Annotated in this window: 20 protein-coding genes and 2 pseudogenes; 12 read left to right on the forward strand and 10 right to left on the reverse strand. The window is 58.6% G+C overall.

Features of this window, described 5'->3' with window-relative positions:
- Positions 1–25: 25 nt before the first annotated feature.
- Positions 26–1,240, forward strand: a complete 1,215-nt coding sequence (locus AB4Z35_RS21755) for an aldose 1-epimerase family protein (protein WP_442099345.1) — start codon at positions 26–28, stop codon at positions 1,238–1,240.
- Positions 1,241–1,261: 21 nt separating this feature from the next.
- Here the strand turns inward: AB4Z35_RS21755 and AB4Z35_RS21760 are convergent.
- Positions 1,262–1,339 (reverse strand): annotated as a pseudogene (locus tag AB4Z35_RS21760) (hypothetical protein); the annotation flags it as partial.
- A gap of 185 nt (positions 1,340–1,524) precedes the next feature.
- On the opposite strand from AB4Z35_RS21760, the gene AB4Z35_RS21765 reads away from it, so the two are divergent.
- Positions 1,525–2,331 (forward strand): lytic transglycosylase domain-containing protein, encoded by an 807-nt coding sequence (locus AB4Z35_RS21765; RefSeq protein ID WP_442099346.1) that lies wholly within the window; start codon positions 1,525–1,527, stop codon positions 2,329–2,331.
- A gap of 164 nt (positions 2,332–2,495) precedes the next feature.
- On the opposite strand, the gene AB4Z35_RS21770 is transcribed toward AB4Z35_RS21765, so the two are convergent.
- Complete coding sequence (locus AB4Z35_RS21770; RefSeq protein WP_442099347.1) at positions 2,496–3,275, reverse strand: SDR family oxidoreductase; 780 nt, start codon at positions 3,273–3,275, stop codon at positions 2,496–2,498.
- Positions 3,275–3,601, reverse strand: a complete 327-nt coding sequence (locus tag AB4Z35_RS21775) for a nuclear transport factor 2 family protein (RefSeq protein ID WP_442099348.1) — start codon at positions 3,599–3,601, stop codon at positions 3,275–3,277. Before AB4Z35_RS21775 ends, AB4Z35_RS21770 begins: the two co-directional genes overlap by 1 nt.
- Positions 3,602–3,700: 99 nt before the next feature.
- On the opposite strand from AB4Z35_RS21775, the gene AB4Z35_RS21780 reads away from it, so the two are divergent.
- Positions 3,701–4,042 (forward strand): winged helix-turn-helix transcriptional regulator, encoded by a 342-nt coding sequence (locus AB4Z35_RS21780; RefSeq protein WP_007994667.1) that lies wholly within the window; start codon positions 3,701–3,703, stop codon positions 4,040–4,042.
- A 340-nt stretch (positions 4,043–4,382) separates the two neighbouring features.
- Here the strand turns inward: AB4Z35_RS21780 and AB4Z35_RS21785 are convergent, their stop codons facing one another.
- The gene (locus tag AB4Z35_RS21785) at positions 4,383–5,444 is read right to left on the reverse strand and encodes an aldo/keto reductase (RefSeq protein ID WP_442099349.1); all 1,062 of its coding nucleotides are present in this window, start codon (positions 5,442–5,444) and stop codon (positions 4,383–4,385) included.
- A gap of 201 nt (positions 5,445–5,645) precedes the next feature.
- Here AB4Z35_RS21785 and AB4Z35_RS21790 point away from each other — a divergent pair, with 201 nt between their 5' ends.
- Both AB4Z35_RS21790 and wrbA read left to right on the forward strand, forming a co-directional pair.
- On the forward strand, positions 5,646–6,536 hold the full coding sequence (locus AB4Z35_RS21790) for a LysR family transcriptional regulator (RefSeq protein WP_442099350.1): 891 nt from the start codon (positions 5,646–5,648) through the stop codon (positions 6,534–6,536).
- A gap of 528 nt (positions 6,537–7,064) precedes the next feature.
- Positions 7,065–7,667 (forward strand): NAD(P)H:quinone oxidoreductase, encoded by a 603-nt coding sequence (wrbA, locus tag AB4Z35_RS21795; protein ID WP_442099351.1) that lies wholly within the window; start codon positions 7,065–7,067, stop codon positions 7,665–7,667.
- Positions 7,668–8,292: 625 nt separating this feature from the next.
- On the opposite strand, the gene AB4Z35_RS21800 is transcribed toward wrbA, so the two are convergent.
- From AB4Z35_RS21800 to AB4Z35_RS21810, 3 genes are read right to left on the reverse strand one after another with little or no spacing between them, the layout of a single operon-like run.
- Positions 8,293–9,156 carry a phytanoyl-CoA dioxygenase family protein gene (locus AB4Z35_RS21800; RefSeq protein ID WP_442099352.1) on the reverse strand — a complete coding sequence of 288 codons (864 nt, stop codon included), beginning with the start codon at positions 9,154–9,156 and terminating at the stop codon, positions 8,293–8,295.
- 10 nt (positions 9,157–9,166) lie between these two features.
- Complete coding sequence (locus AB4Z35_RS21805; protein ID WP_442099353.1) at positions 9,167–9,946, reverse strand: ABC transporter substrate-binding protein; 780 nt, start codon at positions 9,944–9,946, stop codon at positions 9,167–9,169.
- Positions 9,947–9,992: 46 nt separating this feature from the next.
- Positions 9,993–11,168 carry a M20 aminoacylase family protein gene (locus AB4Z35_RS21810; RefSeq protein ID WP_442099354.1) on the reverse strand — a complete coding sequence of 392 codons (1,176 nt, stop codon included), beginning with the start codon at positions 11,166–11,168 and terminating at the stop codon, positions 9,993–9,995.
- Positions 11,169–11,403: 235 nt separating this feature from the next.
- On the opposite strand from AB4Z35_RS21810, the gene AB4Z35_RS21815 reads away from it, so the two are divergent.
- Positions 11,404–12,318 carry a LysR family transcriptional regulator gene (locus AB4Z35_RS21815; RefSeq protein ID WP_442099355.1) on the forward strand — a complete coding sequence of 305 codons (915 nt, stop codon included), beginning with the start codon at positions 11,404–11,406 and terminating at the stop codon, positions 12,316–12,318.
- A gap of 359 nt (positions 12,319–12,677) precedes the next feature.
- Positions 12,678–13,196 carry an isochorismatase family protein gene (locus tag AB4Z35_RS21820; protein ID WP_442099356.1) on the forward strand — a complete coding sequence of 173 codons (519 nt, stop codon included), beginning with the start codon at positions 12,678–12,680 and terminating at the stop codon, positions 13,194–13,196.
- A gap of 112 nt (positions 13,197–13,308) precedes the next feature.
- Here AB4Z35_RS21820 and AB4Z35_RS21825 read toward each other — a convergent pair whose 3' ends face one another.
- Positions 13,309–14,118 (reverse strand): NYN domain-containing protein, encoded by an 810-nt coding sequence (locus tag AB4Z35_RS21825; RefSeq protein WP_442099357.1) that lies wholly within the window; start codon positions 14,116–14,118, stop codon positions 13,309–13,311.
- Between the two features lie 338 nt (positions 14,119–14,456).
- Here AB4Z35_RS21825 and AB4Z35_RS21830 point away from each other — a divergent pair, with 338 nt between their 5' ends.
- Genes AB4Z35_RS21830 through AB4Z35_RS21840 form a run of 3 tightly spaced genes read left to right on the forward strand, consistent with a single transcriptional unit; the run spans position 14,457 to position 18,552 of the window.
- Positions 14,457–15,821: a cytochrome C gene (locus tag AB4Z35_RS21830; protein WP_442099358.1), complete on the forward strand. Its 1,365-nt coding sequence runs from the start codon at positions 14,457–14,459 to the stop codon at positions 15,819–15,821.
- Complete coding sequence (locus tag AB4Z35_RS21835) at positions 15,818–16,336, forward strand: sorbitol dehydrogenase (RefSeq protein ID WP_442099359.1); 519 nt, start codon at positions 15,818–15,820, stop codon at positions 16,334–16,336. The genes AB4Z35_RS21830 and AB4Z35_RS21835 overlap by 4 nt, the downstream gene beginning before the upstream one ends.
- Complete coding sequence (locus tag AB4Z35_RS21840; protein ID WP_442099361.1) at positions 16,333–18,552, forward strand: GMC family oxidoreductase; 2,220 nt, start codon at positions 16,333–16,335, stop codon at positions 18,550–18,552. The genes AB4Z35_RS21835 and AB4Z35_RS21840 overlap by 4 nt, the downstream gene beginning before the upstream one ends.
- A gap of 64 nt (positions 18,553–18,616) precedes the next feature.
- Here the strand turns inward: AB4Z35_RS21840 and AB4Z35_RS21845 are convergent, their stop codons facing one another.
- Entirely contained in the window at positions 18,617–19,141 is a 525-nt protein-coding gene (locus AB4Z35_RS21845; RefSeq protein ID WP_442099363.1) for an Mpo1 family 2-hydroxy fatty acid dioxygenase, read from the reverse strand.
- Positions 19,142–19,412: 271 nt separating this feature from the next.
- Here AB4Z35_RS21845 and AB4Z35_RS21850 point away from each other — a divergent pair.
- Positions 19,413–19,631 (forward strand): annotated as a pseudogene (locus AB4Z35_RS21850) (IS66 family transposase); the annotation flags it as partial.
- A gap of 129 nt (positions 19,632–19,760) precedes the next feature.
- Here the strand turns inward: AB4Z35_RS21850 and AB4Z35_RS21855 are convergent.
- Entirely contained in the window at positions 19,761–20,150 is a 390-nt protein-coding gene (locus AB4Z35_RS21855; protein WP_442099365.1) for a MerR family transcriptional regulator, read from the reverse strand.
- A gap of 74 nt (positions 20,151–20,224) precedes the next feature.
- Between AB4Z35_RS21855 and AB4Z35_RS21860 the strand changes: the two genes are divergently transcribed.
- A complete protein-coding gene (locus tag AB4Z35_RS21860) occupies positions 20,225–21,304 on the forward strand; it encodes an SDR family oxidoreductase (protein WP_442099366.1) in 1,080 nt (359 codons plus the stop codon).
- Positions 21,305–21,355 lie beyond the last annotated feature (51 nt).

Genomic DNA, 21,355 nt, shown 5'->3' on the forward strand with positions numbered 1-21,355 from the left:
CACAACTCCAAGAAAGGCTGCTGCCATGACCCCGCTCAAACTCTTTGTTGCCCTCAGCGCACTGTCCGCTGCCTCCCACGCCATGGCCTGGGATTACGTTCTGCTCGACACCGACAAAGCCGCCCGGAACTGGCAGATCACCAGCCAGCAACTCGGCATAAAAACCGACAAACCCTTCAGCGTTACCCTGCGCACCTTGCACGGCGGTCGGCAGGAGGGCGTCAGCATCGTCGACATCGATAACGGCACGATGAAACTCTCGGTAGTGCCGACTCGCGGAATGAACGTCTTGCAGGCCTCGGTCGGCAATGTGCGCATGGGCTGGGATTCGCCGGTCAAGGAAGTGGTCAATCCGTCCTTCATCGAACTCAATGGCCGCGGTGGTCTGGGCTGGCTGGAAGGTTTCAATGAGCTGGTCACCCGCTGCGGATACGAATGGGTCGGCCACCCCGGTGTCGACAACGGCGAACTGCTGACCCTGCACGGTCGGGCCGCCAACATTCCTGCGAACAAAGTCACCCTGCACATCGATGAAACACCACCGCACGCCATCACCCTGCGCGGCGAACTGAAAGAGCAGGCGTTCAAGAAGGTCGACTTCTCCGTCGCGACCGAACTGGTCACCGAACCCGGCAGCGTAGTGTTCGCCCTCAACGACACCCTGACCAACAACGGCGACTATCCGAAGGAATACCAGGCGCTGTATCACAGTAACTTCAGCACCCCGTTCCTGGAGCAGGGCGCTCGTTTCGCCGCGCCGGTGAAACAGGTGTCGCCGTTCAACGACAAGGCCAAGGGCGATCTGCCCGACTGGCAAACCTACCGCGCACCGACCAAGGACTACGACGAAACGGTTTACAACGTGGTGCCGTATGCCGATGCCAAGGGCGATACGTTGACCGTGTTGCACAACAGGGCCGGCAGCCTGGGTGTTTCGGTCGGCTTCAACACTCAGACACTGCCCGTGTTTTCCCTGTGGAAAAACACCGATACCCAAGGTCAGGGCTATGTCACGGGGCTGGAGCCGGGGACAAGTTTTTCCTACAACCGCCGTTATCAGCGGCCACTGAACCTGGTACCGACAATTGGGCCCAAGGAACACAAGCAGTTCCGCATCAGCTACAGCTTGTTGGCGGATAAGGCGGCTGTGGATAAGGCCTTGAAGCAGGTGAGCGAGATTCAGGGTGGGCGGGAGACTGAGGTGCGGCAGACGCCGTTGGTTGATCTGACCAAGGGGTGACACCGGCAAGAGCATTGTCGGCCGATATTGCAGCGCCTCGGCCAAATGTTCGCGTCTGATCCCGTCGGCTTGTTCAAGGTCCGCCAGCGTGCGAGCAATCAGGCCTGCGCCTCGCCTGGGAACGCCGGCAGCCCGTACGTCAACGCAAGTTCCAAGGCCGGTTACAAGGGGTATAACTATCAGAACAAAAGGCGGGTCACCCGGAATAGGCCCTCCAAAGGCAGCGCCCGGGCCAGACGCCCCAGGCCTGATCGGCCGCCTGCGGCGCGGCGCGGAGCGATGTGATGAGTTCCAGAGCATGGCGATGGGCTCGCAAGAGCCTTCTTGGCTGCATCGAGCTGGCCTTGCTGGTCGCTCCACTGTGCGCCAGCGCCATGTTCAAGTGCCAAGCCAGGGACGGAGCCATCAGCTACACCAGCCAAGCCATCGCCAGCGCCCGCTGCACTCGCCTGAATGGCATGGCGGGCGCCGGTGTCGGCGCCAAGGCAATGGCCCTGCCACGGCTTGTGCGGGACGACGACCCAGACGCGGTGCAGATTCGGGTGTTCACCTTCATCCACAGGGGTATTCGTCAATATGTGAGCCGGCGCCCCGTCGGGATCTCCGCACGGGTCGATGTCCTTGAGCTCTATTACATCAAGGGCTGCTATCTGTGCATGGCGCCGAAGGATTTCAAGGTCGCCTCACTGCGTCTGGATACCCATTCCTATCGGCGGGAGATCGAAGCCGCTTCGGGTCATTATGGTGTCGACAGGGCGCTGGTCCGCGCAGTGATACATGCCGAATCGGCGTTTCGCCCCAACGTCATTTCCGAAGCCGGCGCCCAGGGGCTGATGCAGTTGATGCCCGCCACCGCCGAGCGCTTCGCCGTGGACGATCCGTTCGACGCACGACAGAACATTCGTGGCGGCGTGCGCTACCTGGCCTGGCTGCTCAAGCGCTTCAATGGCAACCAGATGCTGGCGTTGGCAGGTTACAACGCCGGTGAAGCGTCTGTGGTCGAGTACAACGGGGTGCCTCCCTACGCCGAGACGCAATCCTACGTTACCCTCGTGCAGTCCTTGACCGAACGCTATCGCAACCATCGCTAGTACCGTAGGGCGCATAACCCGGAACAGGTAATACGCCGGCCCCGCCACTGCGGATAACTCTGGCGCGTTATCCGCCGGCTGGTTTTCGCCTCATTCATATGGGTGGCTATAAGATACTGCGGAGCACGCTCACTGCCTTACTTCATGCTAACAAAAGGAAGGCATCACACCGTGGGAACCGTTCCACCATCGATGACGTATTCAGTACCAGTAATGGAGCTTGCAAGCGGCGAGACGAGGAATGCGATGAGATCGGCTACTTCCCTTGGTTTAGCGGGACGTCCGATCGGGATGCCTCCCAGTGAGCCCATTACGACTTGGCGGCCACCCTCATAATCTGTGCCGTTCTGCCTTGCAATCTCCTCTACAAAGGCGACTGATGCCTGCGTCTCCACCCATCCCGGTGAAACCCTGACTACGCGCACGCCCTTGGGGCTGACCTCTTTGGAAAGACCCTTGCTGTAGTTCGAAAGCGCTGCCTTGGCAGCGGCATACGCCAGGGTGGATTCAGGTAGCGGCAGCTGATTCTGGATAGAAGTGACATGGATGATGACGCCCGAACCCTGCTTGAGCAGCATGGGCAGTAGTGCTCGGTCGAGGCGAACTGCCGAGAGCAGGTTCAGGTCCAGAGCCCGCTGCCATTCCTGGTCATCGAGCATCGCGTAGCCACCGGCGGGAGCCGATGATCTACCTGCGACATGAACGATGATATCGAGCCCGCCGAGACGATCATGGACGGCATCGAAGACGCTGGCACAACCCTCGGTGGTGGTGATGTCCGCCGCGACGAAGAGGTCCTCGGGAAGGTGCTCGGGACGCGAGCGCGCAGCTGTCAGGACTTTTGCGCCAGCCTCGCGAAGTCGGGAGACGACGGCTTCTCCAATGCCTTTGGTTCCGCCGGTGACCAGCGCCCGGAGACCTTCGAGTTCCAGTGCGATGCTCATCAGCGAATCTCCAGGGATGCGATCTTGTCGTCGACGAGTACAACGGTGTAAGTGAGCTCGACAGGGCTGCCAGGGAAGTTCCCCGTAAGCCGAGCGAGCAGGGTCACGGTCTGTCCTTCCTGCGAGCTGCTCAATGGTTCGATGCTGTATTGATACTTGGCCTGCGAAGCTTGCTTCCAGGACTTGATGGCCTCCAACCCCTTGTACGTCTGGCCTTCGTCGCGCACGGTGGCATCTTTGGCGAAGCAGCGCTCCAACACCTCGGTGTCAGTAATCTTTTCGGCCGCAAGGTAGCTGGCGAGCGGTTCAGGCAATTCGATTTTCATGGCGATTTCACCTCACGGATGTAAGGATTTCTTCATCCACATGTTCGCTTTCGGCCATACCCGATGGCAAGAACCCACGAAAAAGTAAGCCAGGGAAATATGAGAAAAATCTATACGCCCTCTACTGCGGCTAGCGAAGTAGAAGCAGTGTTCAAGCAACTCGAAGGCCGCTGGAAATTGGTGATCCTGTTCCACCTCTTCGGTGGTCAGGTGCAACGCTTTTCCGAGCTGGAAAAGCTAATCCCCGAGATATCCCAAAAGATGCTCGCCCAGCAGTTACGCCAGTTGGAAGCGGATGGCATCGTGCATCGCACTGTCTATCCGCAAGTACCGCCTAAAGTGGAATATCGCATGACAGAGTGGGGCCAGGCGCTGTGTCCGGCATTGGATGCACTATTGCAATGGGCGGAACTCAGGGAGACGCTCAATCCAGATGCTTGAGCTCCCAGGTTTCGCAGCCTCACATGAGAGGCTGCTATTGGCTTTTGCTGCCGTTCATGGAGGGCGAGTATTGGTGGATTTCTGCCTTCCACGACCGGTTGAAACCAACCCTTCTCGGCCGTTCGGCTTGACCAGACCGAACGACGGCAATGGCACCGACAAGCGGCCGCTCGCCGCTAATCGCTCGGGCGACTACTGCCAACATGAAATGTGAAAACAAGGCTACTGACGAGACTGAGTGTTCCTCCGGATAAGCGCCGCACGAATGCACAAACCCAAGGGAGAAGGGACATACATTTGCACAACCTCTAGCGGCAAAGAAAGCGCTCTCTGAACGTCTTTACGTGGAGCGTCGCGAGTGCACGTGCGCCTCCAGCAACTGCTTGCGCCGAACCTCGCCTTGACGCTCGAACATCCAGCCGGGGTACTCGGCCGGCAGGCGGCTCACTTCGTCCAGGACCGCAAGCTCGTCGGCGCTCAGCATTACGTTTGTGGCCGCGAGATTGTCGGCGAGCTGTTCGGGCCGCCTGGCACCGACGATCACGCTGGTGACCTGCGGTTGGTGCAGCAACCAGGCCAGCGCCACTTGGGCGACCGAAACGCTATGCGCTTGTGCGATCAGGCGCATAGCGTCGATGCAGTTGTAGGCCCGATCGCGGTTCACCGGCGGGAAATCGAACGTGGTGCGGCGGCTGCCTTCCTCGCCTCGCTGCTCACGCGTGTACTTGCCGCTGAGCAGGCCGCCGGCCAGCGGGCTCCACACCATCAAGCCGACACCTTCGCTCTTCAGCATCGGGATCAACTCGCGTTCGAGGTCGCGCCCGGCAACGGTGTAGTACGCCTGCAGCGACTCGAAGCGCGACAGGCCCAGCCGTTCGGCGATGCCCAGCGCCTTGGCGATCTGCCAGGCCGCCCAGTTCGATACGCCGACGTAACGGACATGGCCGTGGCGCACTAACTGGTCGAGCGCGCGGACGGTTTCCTCGATGGGCGTGGCCGGGTCGAAGCCGTGAATCTGGTACAGGTCGATGTGGTCGAGTTGCAGCCTCTTCAGGCTGGCCTGGACGCCGTCGAGGATGTGGCCGCGCGACGCGCCGCGGGAGTTCGGTCCGGGCCCGGTTTCATTGAAGACCTTGGTTGCGACGACCACGTTCTCACGTGGCACCTTCAGGTTCTTCAGCGCCTGGCCGATGATCTGCTCCGACACACCCCCCGCGTAGGCGTCGGCGGTGTCGATGAAGTTGATGCCGGCGTCGATCGCCTGGCCCACAAGGCGTTCGGCGTCGGACTGCTGCAGGTCACCGATCTGGTTCCCGATGACGCCGCTGCCACCGAAGGTCATGGTGCCCAGGCAGAGTTCGGAAACAAACAGGCCAGTGCGGCCGAGTGTGCGTTGCTTCATGTCAATTTCCTTCGAGAGTTGTCAGGACGACGCGACTGGCGCGGGCTGCCGAGCAGGGGGGCGAAATGATCAGGGCGAGCACGGTCACGATTGGTCTTCATGCCGTCTGCCTGTCGTGAGTCGATGACGTGAACTCTAGGTGGAGGAGCACTGATTGACTATACTACTGAAACGACATGGGCTCATAAGGATAGCTAATCAATGGCACGATACGACGACTTGGCGGCGTTCGCAGCCGTCGTGCGCGTTGGCAGCTTCACGCGCGCTGCTGCGCAGATGGGCGTGACGCAGTCCGCACTGAGTCAGACCGTTCGCGCGCTGGAGCGCAAGCTTGATCTGAAGTTGCTCAACCGAACCACGCGCAGCGTGTCGCCCACCGAGGCGGGGGAGCGGCTCTACTTGACTGTCGGCCCGCGCTTCGCGGAAATCGAAGCCGAGCTGGCAGTGCTGGGCGAGCTACGAGGGAAGCCGGCCGGCACCGTCCGCATCACTGCGACCGAGCATGCGGTGCGCACGCTGCTCTGGCCCAGGCYGCAGCCGTGGCTACCGCAGTACCCCGATATCAAGGTGGAGATCAGCAGCGACAACCGCTTCATCGACATCGTGGCGGAGCGCTTCGACATCGGTGTGCGTCTGGGCGGCGATGTGGCCAAAGACATGATCGCGATGCGCATTGCGCCGGACATGCGCCTGGTTGTGGTCGCAAGCCCCGACTATTTCGAGCGCCATCCTCGGCCCCRTACTCCGCAGGATCTCACCGAGCATGATTGCCTCTGCCAACGCCTGCCTTCCCACGGCGGTCTGCTGCCATGGGAGTTCAAGCGGCGCGGCAAGACCATCCATGTGCACGTCACGGGGCGGCTGGTGTTCAATTCGAGAGACATGGTCGTCGCGGCGGCGTTGGCCGGACACGGGATGGCGTGGGTTCCCGACGATGCCGTCGGTGAGCACATTGCCGCAGGACACCTCGTCTCGGTTCTGGATGATTGGTCGCAGACCCTCCCCGGATACCACCTGTACTACGCCAGCCGTAGTTCGTCTCCTGCATTGGCCCTCATTGTCGAAGCCTTGCGTCAAGTGCAGGGGCAGTGACGCTATCGTCTGCTTCGCCAACTGCGAAGGACTCCTACGGGGCGGCAGCGCGGGCTGAATGCACTGCATAGCAGTTCTTCGCGGCGCAAGGCTGAAGGACCGCTTCAGCTCGGGAACGGAAATCCGGATTTGCGAGTTGGGTGGCCGCTGTTCGGCCAATTCGGTCATTTGTCTACCATTGGTCGACTGACCGAAACAGGCTGTTTTCTGCCTCTGACGTGGGGCTGCGTGCGACCCATAGCCGACGCTCACCGAATGAATGACTCAATTGGAGGCCAGACGGTTACATAGCATCGCATTGAACATCACCCTTAAAGGGCGATGGCTACGATCCTGCTCAGAAACGCCATGCCATACCATGTCTGACGGCAGGCAAACTACTGAGCTGCTAGTGTTAGTCAGCACGCCGTCAAAGTCTCAGCAGTCTCATGGGGCATCCGGCGCTATGCCTACGCTGTTGTTCATCGGCGGCGGGGTAATCCAAGGTGTTTCAAACCGATCGAATGGTTCTGAACCGAGGAGAAAATCATGGCGAAGGTACTTGTTCTCTATTACTCAATGTACGGTCACCTCGAAACGATGGCTGGCGCAGTGGCCGAAGGCGCACGATCCGTACCCGGCACCGACGTGACGCTCAAGCGTGTCGCCGAAACCATCCCGGCCGAACAGGCAGCTGCCATCGGCGTCAAACTCGACCAGAAGGCACCGGTGGCGACACCTGACGAACTGGCGAATTACGACGCCATCATCTTTGGCACACCGACGCGTTTTGGCAATATGGCAGGACAGATGCGTACATTTCTCGACCAGACCGGCGGACTGTGGATGAGTGGTGCTCTCGTTGGGAAGATCGGCAGCGTTTTTGCTTCGACGGGAACCCAACATGGTGGCCAGGAAACCACTATTACGTCGTTCCACAGCACACTCCTGCATCAGGGGATGGTCATCGTGGGTGTGCCTTATTCCTGTGCAGGGCTGACCAACATGAGCGAGATCACCGGCGGTACGCCCTATGGCGCGACCACCCTGGCAGGTGCCGACGGAAAACGACAACCGTCACAGAATGAACTGGATATTGCGCGCTTCCAGGGTAAGCACGTCGCTGAGCTTGCAATAAAGCTCGCGGGTTAATCTGTGATGGACTAGCACTTTCAAATGATTGGTGCGACGGTTGGCAAACAAAAAAGCACACAGCGCGGCTGCGCTGCACCAGACGCCGTGACCACCTGCGCTATCGCGGTGTCGGTGCCGGCGCGCAAGTCCGTGGAGTTGGTGGCGCGACCGATGAGGTCACGCTGGAGGCCGCGGTACAGAACCTCCGGCGTCTGACCAAACTTGCATCTCAAGGGCCGCCTGCTACGGGACAGGTGTGCCTGCACGAAGCAAAAAACCTCAAACCAACCCAATAACAGAGCAGCAAAGGTCAACGAAGGGCCGAGAAACCACTCAATGTGGTGAGTAGATTCTATGGTGGTGGTCTTGCCTGAGTTCAGGCGAGCTGAAAATCCGACTTTTTCAACAGATTCGGCCGATTTCTGCCTTCCCCGATCGGCTGAAACCGACCCATTGCAGGCGGTTCAGAAATATCTATGGAAACGGTGGCGATTCAGGCATCCGAAACATATCGTAATGTGTCGAGGTTGTAAGAGGAAACCACATACCTTGGTTAACCGGGCTCATGCCCCCGGCTTTCCTGTTCCGTGAAACAACCGACCCACACCCATCACCTGTTTTTGAGCCATCCTGCACCATAAACCTATCGCTCGGACATTTTGGTTTCTCGATGCCAGAGCGTCGGAAAAAGCTCGTGCTCCATAGGTACATCTGATGCCAGAGCATCTTTAAGCCCTGGAAAGTCGGGTGAGGTGGCCCAAGGTCTCGGCGCATGCCGCACGTCATCGCCTATGACCCTCACTGAAAACGCGCGGCGACGGTTATGCCCGCCCACGCCAGCAGAGGCATGCAAGGTCAACATGTTGAAACACACCATGTCCCCCGGCGACAACGTCCATCCGAGAATGGGAAAGTCCTCGCGATGGCTTTCAATATCCGGTAGCTCGCCTAGTGTTCCCTCGGAGAACCATTTGGCCTGGCTGTCCATGAAGGACCGAGGCATCAACCAGGGGCCCTTGTGTGAGCCGGCGATGAATTCGAGGGTCGATTCCCTGGGCACGGGGTCAACTGGAATCCAGAAACTCACGGTGTCTGAACCCGTGATGTTGTAGTAAGGCTGGTCCTGGTGCCAAGGCGTGCGTTGGCGCGTATTGGGCTCTTTCACCAGCAAGTGATCATGGTGCAGGCGCACCTGTTGGCTGTTCAGCAGGGCGGCCGCGATGGGGGCGATGGCGGAGTTGAAGATGAAGTCGCGATAGTGTGCATTCTCTTGCCAGTTACAAAAGTCCTCGAAGAACCATCCAGGATCCGTTGGGCTGCTCGCCACTTTTGCGCGAGGGCTGGGATGGGCAAGGTTGCGCTCGATGCCTTGCGTCAGTTCGCTGATTTGCTGCGCAGTAAACGCATTACGGATACACACTGCACCATCAGTTTGAAAGGCACGCACAGTCTCGTCGCTGACGGGGAAGGCAAAACGAGATTTACCGCGTTGTGTCATTTCGTTCATGGGGATTGCCTCATTCGCCGTAAATATCGAAGTTGAAGTACTGCTTCGCGATCTGGTCGTACTGGCCTGATTGGCGAATGCTGGCAATGGCCGTGTTCAGCTGCTCTCTGAGACCAGGCTCGTTTTTTCGGACACCGATAGCAACGCCATCGCCAATGATGCTTTTGTCGGTGATGGGCTCACCGGCGAAGGCAAAGCCTTGGCCCTGAGGCTTTTGCAGTAATCCGATGTCGGCTTGTACCGAGGCCTGGAATGAGGCATCCAGGCGTCCGGTGATGAGGTCTGAAAACACCTGGTCCTGGGTTTGGTAGGAAAGGATATCGACGCCTTGGCGGCCCCATTGCGACTTGGCATAACTTTCATGTAGCGAGCCTTGAACCACCCCAACCGACTTGCCTTTCAATGATTCTGCCGTCGGCAGCAATCCGGTGTCTTTTTTAGCAACGAGAGAAGACGGCGCGGTGTAGATTTTGTGGCTGAAATCGACCTGCTGGCGACGTGCCTCGGTGGCGCTGAATGCAGACAGGATGGCGTCAAATTTCTTCGCCTTTAACGCCGGGATCATGCCGTCGAAGGTCTGCTCGACCCAAATACACTTGACCCGCAACTCGGCACATAGGGCATTGCCCAGGTCGATATCAAAACCACTCAATGAACCATCTGGCTGCTTTTGCTCGAAAGGTGGGTAGCTAGGGTCGACGCCGAATTTGATCACCGGTTCTGCCTGCGATAGCGGGGTGATGATCAACCCGAACAGCAGGGTGATGTATTGAAATTTGCATAGTTGCATGATGACCTCGTTTTTTATTGGTTTTCACGGTTTGGCAGGTCTTTGCTCAAGCGTCGAGTGGCAAGAAGGCCTCAGTCAACTTGACCCAATAGCCAGCGCCCCGAATCAGGATGTCGTCATTGAAGTCGTATCGAGGGTCGTGAGCCATGCAGCTCTTTTCACCGTCGCCATTGCCGATGATCAGATAGCTGCCAGGGCATTGCTGCAGGAAGTAGGCGAAATCCTCGCTGCCATTGAAGGGCACGATGTCGTTCATCACCTCGTCCTCACCGAGCCAGTCGATGGCCACCTGGCTGGCAAACCGGGTCATTTCTTCGTCATTTACCAGCAAGGGGTAGTCGGCACTGTAGTCGATCTCGGCGGTCGCGCCGAATACCTGCGCCTGGGTGTGAATGAGGTGTTTTATCTGGCTCTCCAGACGGTCCCGGACGGCGTTGTTCAGTGAGCGGACGGAAATCAGCATGTGCGCGCTGTCCGGGATCACGTTGGACGCCTGACCTGCGTTAATGGCCCCGACGGTGATAACGCTCATTTCCTGAGGTGAAATGTTGCGCGAGACGATTGTCTGCAAGGCCATGACGATGCTTGCGCAGACCACCACAGGGTCGACGCTCAGATGCGGCATCGCGCCGTGACCGCCTTTTCCGTGAATCGTGACATTGACCTGGTCCGCGGAGGCCATGAAGGGCCCGGCTCGGAACCCGAGTTTTCCGACAGGGTAACCAGGCATGTTGTGTGCAGCGAACACTGCATCGCAGGGGAACTGTTGCAGCACGCCTTCCTGAATCATTCGTCGGGCGCCGGCCAGACCTTCTTCGGCCGGCTGGAAAATCAGGCGGACCGTACCATCGAACGGATGGCCATGGGCGAGGGCGTAGGCGGCGGCGAGGAGCATGACCGTATGCCCGTCATGGCCACACGCGTGCATCTTGCCCGGTATCCGGCTTGCATAGGGGAGCCCGGTTTTTTCCAGAATAGGCAGTGCGTCCATGTCAGCCCGTATGCCGATCACACGCGAACTGGTGCCTTTCTTCAGCGTGGCGATGACTGCGGTTTCGGCGAAGCCGCGCGTCACGTCATAACCCCATTTGATCAATCGTTCGGCTACCAACTCACTAGTCTCGACCTCCTGATAACCGAGTTCAGGGTTGGCATGGATCTGGTGGCGCAGTTCGCGCATTTCCTGCTCAATCTCTTTTAACAGCGTGATGGACTGTGTCATTGGCAGCGTTTTTCCTTGGTGACCAAGAGGAGAAACCAATCTGTCGAAAGGGCCACATCCTGCGATGGCTTACGGCATCATGCGTTTCATCAAAGTGCCTGGGCTTTTTCTGGTACGGTCTTTTGGTGAGGTTCGAAGCCCAGGTGGTGTTGGTCCGAGAGTAGTGGGCCAAGGCAGCAGCTGACAGGCAATCGAAAGTGAACAAGGCAACCCAGGGTTAACACCGGCGGACACTATGAAGTTCTATCAACTCAATGCACTCGTGGCGGTGGCCGACGCGGGCAGTATCCGCGGCGCTGCAAAAAGGCTCGACACTTCGCCGGCAGCGGTCACCAAGGCCATCCAGAAGCTGGAGGCAGACACCGCCACACAATTGCTGATCCGTAATACCTCAGGGATTGTGTTTACCGAGCTCGGCAAAAAGTTGTTGATTCAGGCGCGTCTGCTGGTGGCACAGATGGTCAGTGCCCGTCAGGTGTTGCCTGATTGCAAGGGGGAACTGGTGGGGTGCTTGTCGGTCGCAGTGACACCCTGGTTGGCGATGACACTCATGCCCAAATCCGTCGTGCGTTTTCGCCAGCTGTTTCCAAAGGTGCAACTTGAGTTGTATGAGGGGCTTTCATCGGTCGCGTGTCCGCTGCTGCGGGATGCGAGCGTCGATCTGTTTATCGGACGGCTTGATACCCGGTTTTCCAGTGCCGACCTGACCTATCTGCCGCTGTTTACGGCCGATTGTGCGGTGGTGGCCCGTCAGCAACACCCGTTGTCGAACAGCAGGACCATGGAGGATCTGGCGTCGGCTGACTGGATACTGGCCTCGCAACAAGATGGAACGATTTCGACTCAGGGGCATGTGCATTTCGCCCATTCGCTCTCGATCATCTTGAGCTTGCTGCGTGAAACCGACATGTTGAGCATCTTTCCCTGGCCGCTGGTGGAGATATGCGCTCATCGCGAAGGCTTGTGCGCCTTGCCTCTGCGCGAGCCGGTCGGCAGTGCCTCGGTGGGCGCCATCAGCCGAAGCGGGCAGCCCCTGCGGCCGGCGGCCGAGCGGTTTCTGGAGTGTCTGATCGAAACCATTCACCTGGAGATGGGGCATGCGCATTCTCCTTATCGGCGCATGTTGCAGACCGTCGATTTACTGGTCTGAGAGCTGTTATCGAAACTGAGTGGAACGTCACTGGTTTCATAGTCAAACATCACTGTCCGCTCCTGGCCGTTTTCTGCCTCTCGCGACGGGCAACTACCGGCCAGAAGCGGACCTCAACGAGCAATACAAGAAGTAGCCGTCACGCAGATTTTGTCCCCTTGCCAACCAGGCACCGTGCAGATACTGTCAGCTTATGAATCAACTACGCATTGCTTCGACCACCACTACCACGATCGCCCGGAGCGGGTCGTGAGAGGTGTCGTGAGCCAATAACGCACGAACTTCAAAGGCCCGCCAGCGATGGATAGGGCCTTTTCTTTTGCCCTTGTGTCGCTGGTCAAAACGCAAGGAAAAGCACTATGTATGCACTGTTGATTCTCGATATGCAGGTTGGATTGTTTCATGGCCCGGAAAAACCATGGGCTGGCGAGGCGCTGCTGAACACGTTGAATAGCCTGTTGAATAAAGCCCGCAGGGCCGGCGCGCCAATTTTTCTTGCTCGCCACGTGGGGCCGCCTGGCTCGCCTATCGAACCTGGAAGCCCGTTGACGCAACTGGTGCAGGAACTGTTGCTACAAGGCGACGAAGTGATTTTCAAAAAAAGCCGACCTAACGCTTTCGCCATGACTGACCTGGCCGATCGGCTAAAAGCTAGTGGATCTCAAGGCGTGGTTATTGCCGGAATGAAGACCCAGTATTGTGTCGACAGCACCTGCCGCGCCGCACGAGATCTTGGATTCGATGCAGTGCTGATCGCCGATGGTCATACCTGCACCGACACCCCTGCGTTGAAGGCCGAAAGTATCGTCGCTCATCACAATGCAACCCTGGCGGGCCCATTCTGTCGTGTCGTTCACGCTGAGGGCTGGCATTTCTAACCAGCGTTGATAGATCGGCTCAAGATTGGGTCGATCTGTCCGCTTTGGATTGTGGATTGCAGCCCTTCACGACAGGCAGAAATCGGCCAAGAGCCGTCGTTGGTGACGGGTGCTATGAGCTCGGCTGTCGGTGCCGGGCATAGAGTATTGAACCACCCACTCCCGACGTTCCTCTAGTTTGCAGTTCAAACGTATCCGGATACCCCTTGATCAACTCACTGAGCTTTTTATAACCATGGGTGCGAGGGTCGAACTCAGGTCTCAATTTGCTGATGTTGGTGCCCAGCGCCCCCAAGTGAGCCCAGCCGTCCTCGTCGGCAATGTCATCCAAGATCTTTGCGATGAAACTTACTGGTGCCTTGGGCAGCTTTTTTACCTCGGGCGTATTGGCGACTTTGACGGCCTCGATTTCGGCGGGTGGCTCGGGTTCGGGTCGATCATGTCCGTTGCTTGCAGTGACAAGCACTTCACCGCGCAGCAATTCGGTATAGATGAACTTGTCGCAGGCCGACACGAACGGTCTCGGGGTTTTTTCTTCACCAAACCCGTAGACCGTCAAACCTTCTTCTCGTAAGCGCGAAGCGAGGCGGGTGAAGTCACTGTCGCTCGAAACCAGACAGAAACCGTCGAAGCGCCGGGTGTACAGCAGGTCCATTGCGTCGATGATCAAGGCACTGTCTGTTGCGTTCTTACCTTTGGTGTACGCGAACTGTTGGATAGGCTGAATCGAATGGTCCAGTAACACCTTTTTCCATCCACCCAACTGAGGGCCAGTCCAGTCGCCATAGATTCGCTTGACGTTGGCGACACCGTACTTGGCGATTTCTTCGAATAAACCTTCGACAATTGCTGCAGGGGCATTGTCGGCGTCGATTAACACTGCCAAGTGTTTTTGCGTGGGGGTGGGTGCGTGGATGGCCATGGGTCGTCCTTGAGTTGAGGACTCCAACATACCGTTAAATCATGGATGAACAAAGGGACCACCGCTTCGCGCCAGGGAGCGTTTGCTCCTACAGTGGCCGGCGGTGCCCCCCTATTTGTGGCCACCCATAGTCCCTTGTGGGAGCCAGCTCGCGACGGCGTCCATCATGACACCGCTCTTTGAATCCGAATAACGCCGTCTGGTTTTGCTTCGATTGGTTCTATTCCAAACCTCCTCCAGCATAAAACCCTACCTAGACTCCCACGTGCCAGGAGGCAGTGAGAGTCCATGACGGACCGGTGTGATCTCCTGGTGCCCTGATGCCAAGGAGATCAAGCATGAGAATGGAAGTCAGTCGGCATGGCCCGCTGGGCTGTGCCTTGTTCGGCGTTTTGCTGTGCCCGTTCGCCAGCGCCGCCCCCTCGTTGTCGCCGCAGATACCCTTCGATGTCACGGCCACCCAACCCATCTCCCTGTCCAGCCTGCAAGGCAATTTCGATGAACTGTCGTGGCAGACCTTCATCGCCCTGAACTGGCCGGCCCTGGACAATGGCAATCCCAATACCGGCACCACCATTGGCAAGCAGGATGGGGCCACGGTCTGGGAAAGCTGGAAAGAGAGCTACCAGATTTTCCGCGCCAAGGGCCAGACACCCTTGCCCTGGGATGCGCCGGCGACGCTTCCCGAAGTGTGCAAGCAGCTCAAGCCCGGGCGGTTGCTGCAGCAGATGGGCAAGGTCCCCGACATGCTGGATGAATTTATCCAGCCCTTCGAGAGCGGCCCGCTGGTGGATCAGAACGGCGCTTATACGCGCAATGAAATCGTGGTCAACCAATCGATGTTCAACGGGATCGTCGACAACGGCCTGTACAGCATCGAAGGCCAGCAGAAATTCTTTGCCGCGAAAAAGACCAACACCGTGGCATTCAGCTGTGGCTCCAACGACGCGAGTCAGGTCGGTTCGGTGATGGTGAAGGCATCCTGGAAGGTGCTGGGAGCCAACGACCGTCCCCAGGATTTCCACACGGTCGATGCGCTGGTCTATACGCCGGGCAACAGCGACCCGAGCCACGGGCCGATAGTCGAGGAGTCGTGTGCATCCCAGTCGGTCGGTCTGGTGGGCTTGCACATCGTCCATAAGACCGCCAGTGCACCGCAGTGGGTCTGGTCGACCTTCGAGCATGTGAACAACGTGCCGGAACAATCCACACCGGTGGCGCAGCGCAAAGGCCCGTACCTGTTCTACAACGCCGCCAGCGACAGTGCGATCAACCAGCCTCCGCCACGACCATGGAACCCGGCCGTCAAGGCGACGCCCTCGCAGATCGTGCGCGAAGTGCCGCTGACCGGGCCCACCAACACCTTGAACGCCAAGTATCAGGCCCTGTTGCGCACGGCCAACCCGCAGAGTGTCTGGGCCAACTATCAGTTGATCAGCACCCAGTGGCCGACCGCCGCGCCGCCACCGAACTGCCAGATTTCGGCCGCCAACCCGCTGGGCAATCCCGCGCCCTCGTTCCTGGCCAACGCCACGTTGGAAACCTACATCCAGGGCACCACGCCCCAGGCGTCCTCCAGTTGCATGGCCTGTCATGGCAACGCCGCTACTCATGTCACCGAATCCCCGCGCACCAGCTTCGCGGACTTCACCTATTTGCTCGAACGCGCGCAGTCCACTTCCGGACAAGGAGCCAAACAATGAGCACTGACCTGGACAACTTCGTCGGCCTGTCTTCGGCCTTGACCGGTATTCCCATCGAGCGCCTGGCGCCGCAGCTCGACCCGGTGGGTTTGCCGCCGCTCTTTCTCGATTACGTCACTCCACGAATCACCACGGATGTGCTCAACCCATTGTTGACGCAGTACGCCACGCTGGCGGCCGACCACGTGCCGCCGGATAAGATCGCCCAGCAAGTGCTGGTCACCACGCAACCGACCCCCAACTCCGTGCTGGCGGCGCGTTCAATCATGAAGCTCTGGTTTCTGGGCGTCTGGTACCAGCCGTATGACGCAGGGAGCTATAAAAAGGGTGATTCAGCGGTGGTGTCCGACCAGGCCTACATCTACAGCTGGGCCTGGAAAGTGGCCCAGGCTCACCCCATGGGCTACAGCGAATCGTTCTTCGGTTACTGGAACGAACAGCCGTCGAGCCTCGAAGACTTGACCGGCGTGCCCGCCAGCACGTCTTCCAGTGCACAGCAAGGAGACCGGTCATGAGTATTGAACAAGCCGAAGTGGTGATCGTTGGCGCCGGACTGGCCGGCAGTATTGTCGCCTATCAACTGGCCATGGCCGGGGTAGAGGTGCTGGTGCTCGAGTCGGGACCGGAGATTCCGGTCAATCGGTCTCAATATCTGGAGCGGTTCTACACCACCACACTGAAAACCCCGGAATCGCCCTATCCACCGGTCACCAGCCTGGACCCGCCCCGTGACCCGGCCGGGCAGAACGCCCCGCGTGCGACCATCGCCGACCTGATCCTGGGATGGGACAATCCAGCTGTCAGTTACCTGGTGCAGAAAGGCCCGATGCCCTTCACCAGCACCTATGAGCGAGTCGGCGGCGGGACCACCTGGCACTGGGTCGGGACGTGCCTGCGCATGGTGCCGAACGATTTTCGCCTGAGGTCCCTTTATAACGTCGGGGTGGATTGGCCTATCGGCTACGATGACCTGCAGAGCGCCTATTGCCGGGCCGAAGCGGAAATCGGTGTCTCGGCCAACCTCGCCGACCAGGCCTACCTGGGCATGACGTTCCCCGAGGGCTACGCTTTCCCGATGCGCAGCATTCCGTTGTCACTGGTCGATGGCAGTTTTGTCGCGGCGGTGACGGGGCAGGCCTTCGACGGCTTGCCTCTGGTGGTCAGTCCGACGCCCGCCGGACGCAACTCCGAGCCCTACGCGGGGCGCCGTGTGTGTGCCGGCAATACCAACTGCACACCGATCTGCCCGATCCAGGCCAAGTACGACGCCACTGTGACCCTGAACAAGGCCCTGGCCACTGGCAAGGTCAAGGTGCTGTACAGGACGGTTGCCACCAAGTTGAACGTAGGGTTGGACGGCACTATCTTCGGTGTGGAATTCAAGCAGTATCAATTGGGTGATGGACCGATCACCGGCTTTGGCGAGGCCCTTGGTCAACGTTATGTCATCGCCGCCCATGCCATCGAAACCCCCAAGCTGTTGCTCAACTCCGCCACGCCCGCCTGGCCCAAGGGCGTGGCCAACAGCAGCGGTCAGGTGGGGCGTAACCTGGCCGACCACCCGATCTACCTGGCGTGGGGGCTGATGCCTGAAGGCAAGGCTATTTTTCCCTACCGTGGCCCCCTGTCTACCGCGGGTATCGAGAGCTTGCGTGACGGTGCCTTTCGCAGCGAACGCGCGGCGTGGCGTATTGAGATCGGCAACGAGGGCTGGAACTGGCCGGCCAACGATCCCTACAACACGGTGGCCGACTTTATCGACGGTACGAACGCCAACGGTGTCAACCCGGTAAACTCGGACCAAGATCCCAAAGCCCCCACCGAAGCGCTTTACGGAACAGCGCTGGTGCAAAAACTCAACGACATCTTCATCCGGCAGTTCCGCATCGCGTTCCTGGTGGAGCAGGTGGAAGACGATCCCGATAACGCCAAGTGCTACATCGTGCCGTCGGCCGACTTCAAGGACCGGCTCGGTATTCCCCGGCCGGAAATCCACTATGAATTGTCCAAGTACACCCAGAAGGGGTTCCTGGAGGCAAAACGGCTGGCCACTCACATTATCAAAGACCTGCTCGGCGCCGTGGAGCTGACCACACCGCTTACGCCAGGGACGTTCACTTACGGGAACGAACCTATGAGCTTCCAAGGAGCCGGACATCTGATGGGCACCTATCGCATGGGCAGTGACCCGGCCACATCGGTGGTCGACAAGGACCAGCGCAGTTGGGATCACAAAAACCTGTTCCTGGTGGGCGATGGCGTTTTCCCCAGCAGCGGGACCTCGAATCCGAGCCTGACGATCGCCGCGTTGTCGTTCCAGGCCGGGGACACCGTGGCCAACGATCTGAAGGCAGTGACCTTGACGGTCCAGGCCAATCAAACCTGGCAGGGCACCGGCGTGCAGATCAACGGGTTGGTGCCGCGCCTGGTTCGCTACGTCAGTGGGCTATGGTGTGCCAGCCCACAAGGCGGCAATGTCGATGGAAACGGCGGTTCGAGGCACATCGACTACAGCAGCTATGCCTTGCCCGGTGCTGCCGAAGGCGCCTTGATCGGTCGTGTGGGCAGCGGTGGCAAGCCGTTCCTGGTGGGGGATCTGGCGCAGGTGCCGGGCAACCAGCAAGGGGAGCTGCAATTGTGCATCAATGATGATCTGACCGGGCAACACGGGGCTGGCTTGAGCGATAACACCGGTGCGCTGACCGTCCGGGTCGAGTTCGGTGCCTTGTAGTGATCGAGCGGCAATCTGTGGGAGCGAGCTCGCTCTCACAAAGTCCACCTTATTTCGTGGGGGTTCAGGTGGCCGAGCGCTGGTTGCGCAAGGCCACCGGGCCGGCGCGTTCCTCGATGGCCTGCTTCAGCTCGCTTCGCAGCCCCAGCAGGAATCCTGCCTCGACCACCACGAACAACGGCCCGACGATCAGCCCGGTCAGGTCATCGACGAATGCCGGTTTACGACCTTCGTAATGGTGACCGACAAACTGGATCACCCAGCCCACCACAAACATCCCCAGGCCGCTGCCCAGCCACACCGCTGTGCTTTGAGCGGCCAATACCTGCCCCAGCCACACGGCCAGACCCAGCAATACCGTCATCAGCACACCCAGGCGCAACTCCAGGCGCAGATAAAACCAGGCACTGGCCACCGCGACCAGTAACGCTGGCGACAGCAGTACCGCGCCCACTGGCCAGCCCGGTCGTGACAGCAGCACGGCGACAGCGACGAAAATCAGCGGAATGCCAATGAAATGGCTGGCGATATTGCGCGGATCGCGGTGATAGGCGGCGTATTGACTGAGATGGTCGGCGAGGCTTTTCATTGTTGTTCCTCCTGAGGTGATGCCTGCATGATGCCCAGGTCCTATAAGGTGGTCTGTCAGCTAGTGGCCTGTGTGGCTAATTCGTGCACTCGAATTTGAGTACTCGAATTAACCGTACAGGCCACTAGGGCAATTCGCGCTTCAGTCTGCTGGTTTCGCAGGCAACGCACGCAACTCTCAGTTTTCGACGCCTTCAGTGCGTTTTCACACAGCCCGGACCCAAAGCAGACATCATGTGTCTAGCAAATCCGGAGCAATTCACCGATGTGGAAATCAAATCCGGCCATGGGCTTTCGGGCGTTCAAACTGGCTATTCGCGGGCTCCTTACACAGCGGCAAACGTGCGGCTGCGATTATGGGTTTGAATCAGTCGGCAGGGTTTAACGGCCATGTTCCGTATGCGTATTCAAAGGGCGTGCTCACGCAACTGCCGATGCAGCGGCCGAGCGAGATTATCGAGTTGCTGTCGCATAGATGGGCGCCCGTTTAACCACACAAGGTCTTTTGGGCGGACGCTTACTGTCCAGGGCCTGGCCACAAGGTTTTAGAAAATGCGTAAGCGATGGGCTTGAAACTGGAAGCAGCAGGCTGCAGCTTCCGTTTCCCGGATGCTGACATTTCAGTTGGAAGAGTTGTTCAGCTGCTGAAGCTCAAGTTGCCTGGCAGCACTGGCTTCGAGGTTTGCACGCTCTTCATCCAGATACCAATAAATGCTTTGGAAGTTGGCGATTTTCTGTTTGATTTCTGCCATCTTCTTTTCAATCAGCTTAGCGCCGTCAGCACAATCGATCAGCTTGTTCCGCTGCGCATCCAGAATCTCGCCTATTTCCCCCAGGGAAAACCCCATACTTTGCGCGCGCTGGATAAAGTCCAGATCCTGCAGAGTTTGCGTTGTGTAAACGCGATAGTTGTTAGTTTGCCGCAGCGGTGAGATCAGGCCGATTTGCTCGTAGTAACGCAGCGTATGGCGGCTGGCGCCGCTACGGGCCTCGAGTTCGCCGATTTTCATGAAAACACCGCTTGACTATAGAGTTGGGTCGATAGTTTACGCTTGATTTTTCACCTTAAACAAGGAGCAGGGAAATGAGCGTGGAGTGCTTTGTCACGGGGGGCACCGGCTTCATCGGTCAACATTTGGTGGCGTACCTGAGTGCAAAAGGTCACACCATTCGGGTATTGATGCGTCGCCCTGAGCGACTCGCTGCACTGCGGGAGCAAGTCGACAATTTGGGAGGGTGCGCAACCCGGGTATTTGCCGTAGCTGGCGATCTGGAACGGGACAACCTCGGGCTGAGTCTTGCTGACCGAGAAGTGCTAAGGCACGCCAGAGTCATATTCCACCTGGGCGCCCACTTCGCATGGGGGCTTTCAGTGGAGCATTCTCGTGCGGTGAATGTGGAAGGGGCAAAGCGCGTGGCGCTGTTGGCGGCTGAGCAAAAAAGCCGGTTAGTGATGATCGGCGGCTACATGCTGAAAAATCATGAACATCTGCAACGCATCGGAATTGATCCTCGTTATCCGCAGCTGACGAATTGGCCTGCCGTCTACCGACATGTCGGTGGTTACGAGGGGAGCAAGCTGGAGGCGCATTTTGCGACCCTGGAGGTCATGTCCACCAAGGGCGGGGAGATTACCGTTGTCCACCCCGCGACGGTATGTGGGCACAGCCGCACGGGGCATATCCTTGACGGTCAGCCGCTGGTGGAGCTGATACGCAACCTTGTGCAGAGAAAGCTGACTGCAGTGCCCGGTACCGCCGAGCACTGGCTGCCACTGGTCACCGTGGATTACCTGGTTGAGCTGATGGCGGTTTGTGCTTTTGATCCTGCCATGGTGGGCCAGGAACTGCTGGCGCTTGATGACCAAACTCCCAACTTGCGAGAACTCCTGGTACAGGTGGCACAACCTTTGGGCTTAAAGTCTCCCAAGCATTACATCTCACTCCGATTGCTGAAGTTGCTACTGAGTATTCCTCCCGTCGCGCGTTTTTTGAATACAAAACCCGAAGCCTTGGACTTTATCCAGACCACTCGTTTTGATACAGCGGCGGTCGAGCAATTTGCCAACAGGCATGGAATAGCCAAACCGGATATACGTCAGTCTTTGCAGCACACTGCAACGTTCGTCAACTCATATTGCATAGCCAAGGGCCAGGCCCTCTGACTTCTCCCTTGGCGGCGACAAGAAGGCGAATAGCATCCTGCTGGGCGATCC

The sequence above is a fragment of the Pseudomonas sp. KB_15 genome (assembly GCF_052114525.1).
Taxonomy (GTDB): Bacteria; Pseudomonadota; Gammaproteobacteria; order Pseudomonadales; family Pseudomonadaceae; genus Aquipseudomonas.

Bases quoted from the DNA above. Each gene is read 5' to 3' on its own strand.
- AB4Z35_RS21855 (WP_442099365.1), bottom strand. From the start codon at position 20,150: ATGAAAATCGGCGAACTCGAGGCCCGTAGCGGCGCCAGCCGCCATACG.
- AB4Z35_RS21775 (WP_442099348.1), bottom strand. From the start codon at position 3,601: ATGAAAATCGAATTGCCTGAACCGCTCGCCAGCTACCTTGCGGCCGAA.
- AB4Z35_RS21825 (WP_442099357.1), bottom strand. From the start codon at position 14,118: ATGGCCATCCACGCACCCACCCCCACGCAAAAACACTTGGCAGTGTTA.
- AB4Z35_RS21815 (WP_442099355.1), top strand. From the start codon at position 11,404: ATGAAGTTCTATCAACTCAATGCACTCGTGGCGGTGGCCGACGCGGGC.
- wrbA (WP_442099351.1), top strand. From the start codon at position 7,065: ATGGCGAAGGTACTTGTTCTCTATTACTCAATGTACGGTCACCTCGAA.
- AB4Z35_RS21770 (WP_442099347.1), bottom strand. From the start codon at position 3,275: ATGAGCATCGCACTGGAACTCGAAGGTCTCCGGGCGCTGGTCACCGGC.
- AB4Z35_RS21800 (WP_442099352.1), bottom strand. From the start codon at position 9,156: ATGAACGAAATGACACAACGCGGTAAATCTCGTTTTGCCTTCCCCGTC.
- AB4Z35_RS21840 (WP_442099361.1), top strand. From the start codon at position 16,333: ATGAGTATTGAACAAGCCGAAGTGGTGATCGTTGGCGCCGGACTGGCC.
- AB4Z35_RS21755 (WP_442099345.1), top strand. From the start codon at position 26: ATGACCCCGCTCAAACTCTTTGTTGCCCTCAGCGCACTGTCCGCTGCC.
- AB4Z35_RS21805 (WP_442099353.1), bottom strand. From the start codon at position 9,946: ATGCAACTATGCAAATTTCAATACATCACCCTGCTGTTCGGGTTGATC.
- AB4Z35_RS21830 (WP_442099358.1), top strand. From the start codon at position 14,457: ATGAGAATGGAAGTCAGTCGGCATGGCCCGCTGGGCTGTGCCTTGTTC.
- AB4Z35_RS21835 (WP_442099359.1), top strand. From the start codon at position 15,818: ATGAGCACTGACCTGGACAACTTCGTCGGCCTGTCTTCGGCCTTGACC.
- AB4Z35_RS21780 (WP_007994667.1), top strand. From the start codon at position 3,701: ATGAGAAAAATCTATACGCCCTCTACTGCGGCTAGCGAAGTAGAAGCA.
- AB4Z35_RS21765 (WP_442099346.1), top strand. From the start codon at position 1,525: ATGAGTTCCAGAGCATGGCGATGGGCTCGCAAGAGCCTTCTTGGCTGC.
- AB4Z35_RS21820 (WP_442099356.1), top strand. From the start codon at position 12,678: ATGTATGCACTGTTGATTCTCGATATGCAGGTTGGATTGTTTCATGGC.
- AB4Z35_RS21860 (WP_442099366.1), top strand. From the start codon at position 20,225: ATGAGCGTGGAGTGCTTTGTCACGGGGGGCACCGGCTTCATCGGTCAA.
- AB4Z35_RS21785 (WP_442099349.1), bottom strand. From the start codon at position 5,444: ATGAAGCAACGCACACTCGGCCGCACTGGCCTGTTTGTTTCCGAACTC.
- AB4Z35_RS21810 (WP_442099354.1), bottom strand. From the start codon at position 11,168: ATGACACAGTCCATCACGCTGTTAAAAGAGATTGAGCAGGAAATGCGC.
- AB4Z35_RS21845 (WP_442099363.1), bottom strand. From the start codon at position 19,141: ATGAAAAGCCTCGCCGACCATCTCAGTCAATACGCCGCCTATCACCGC.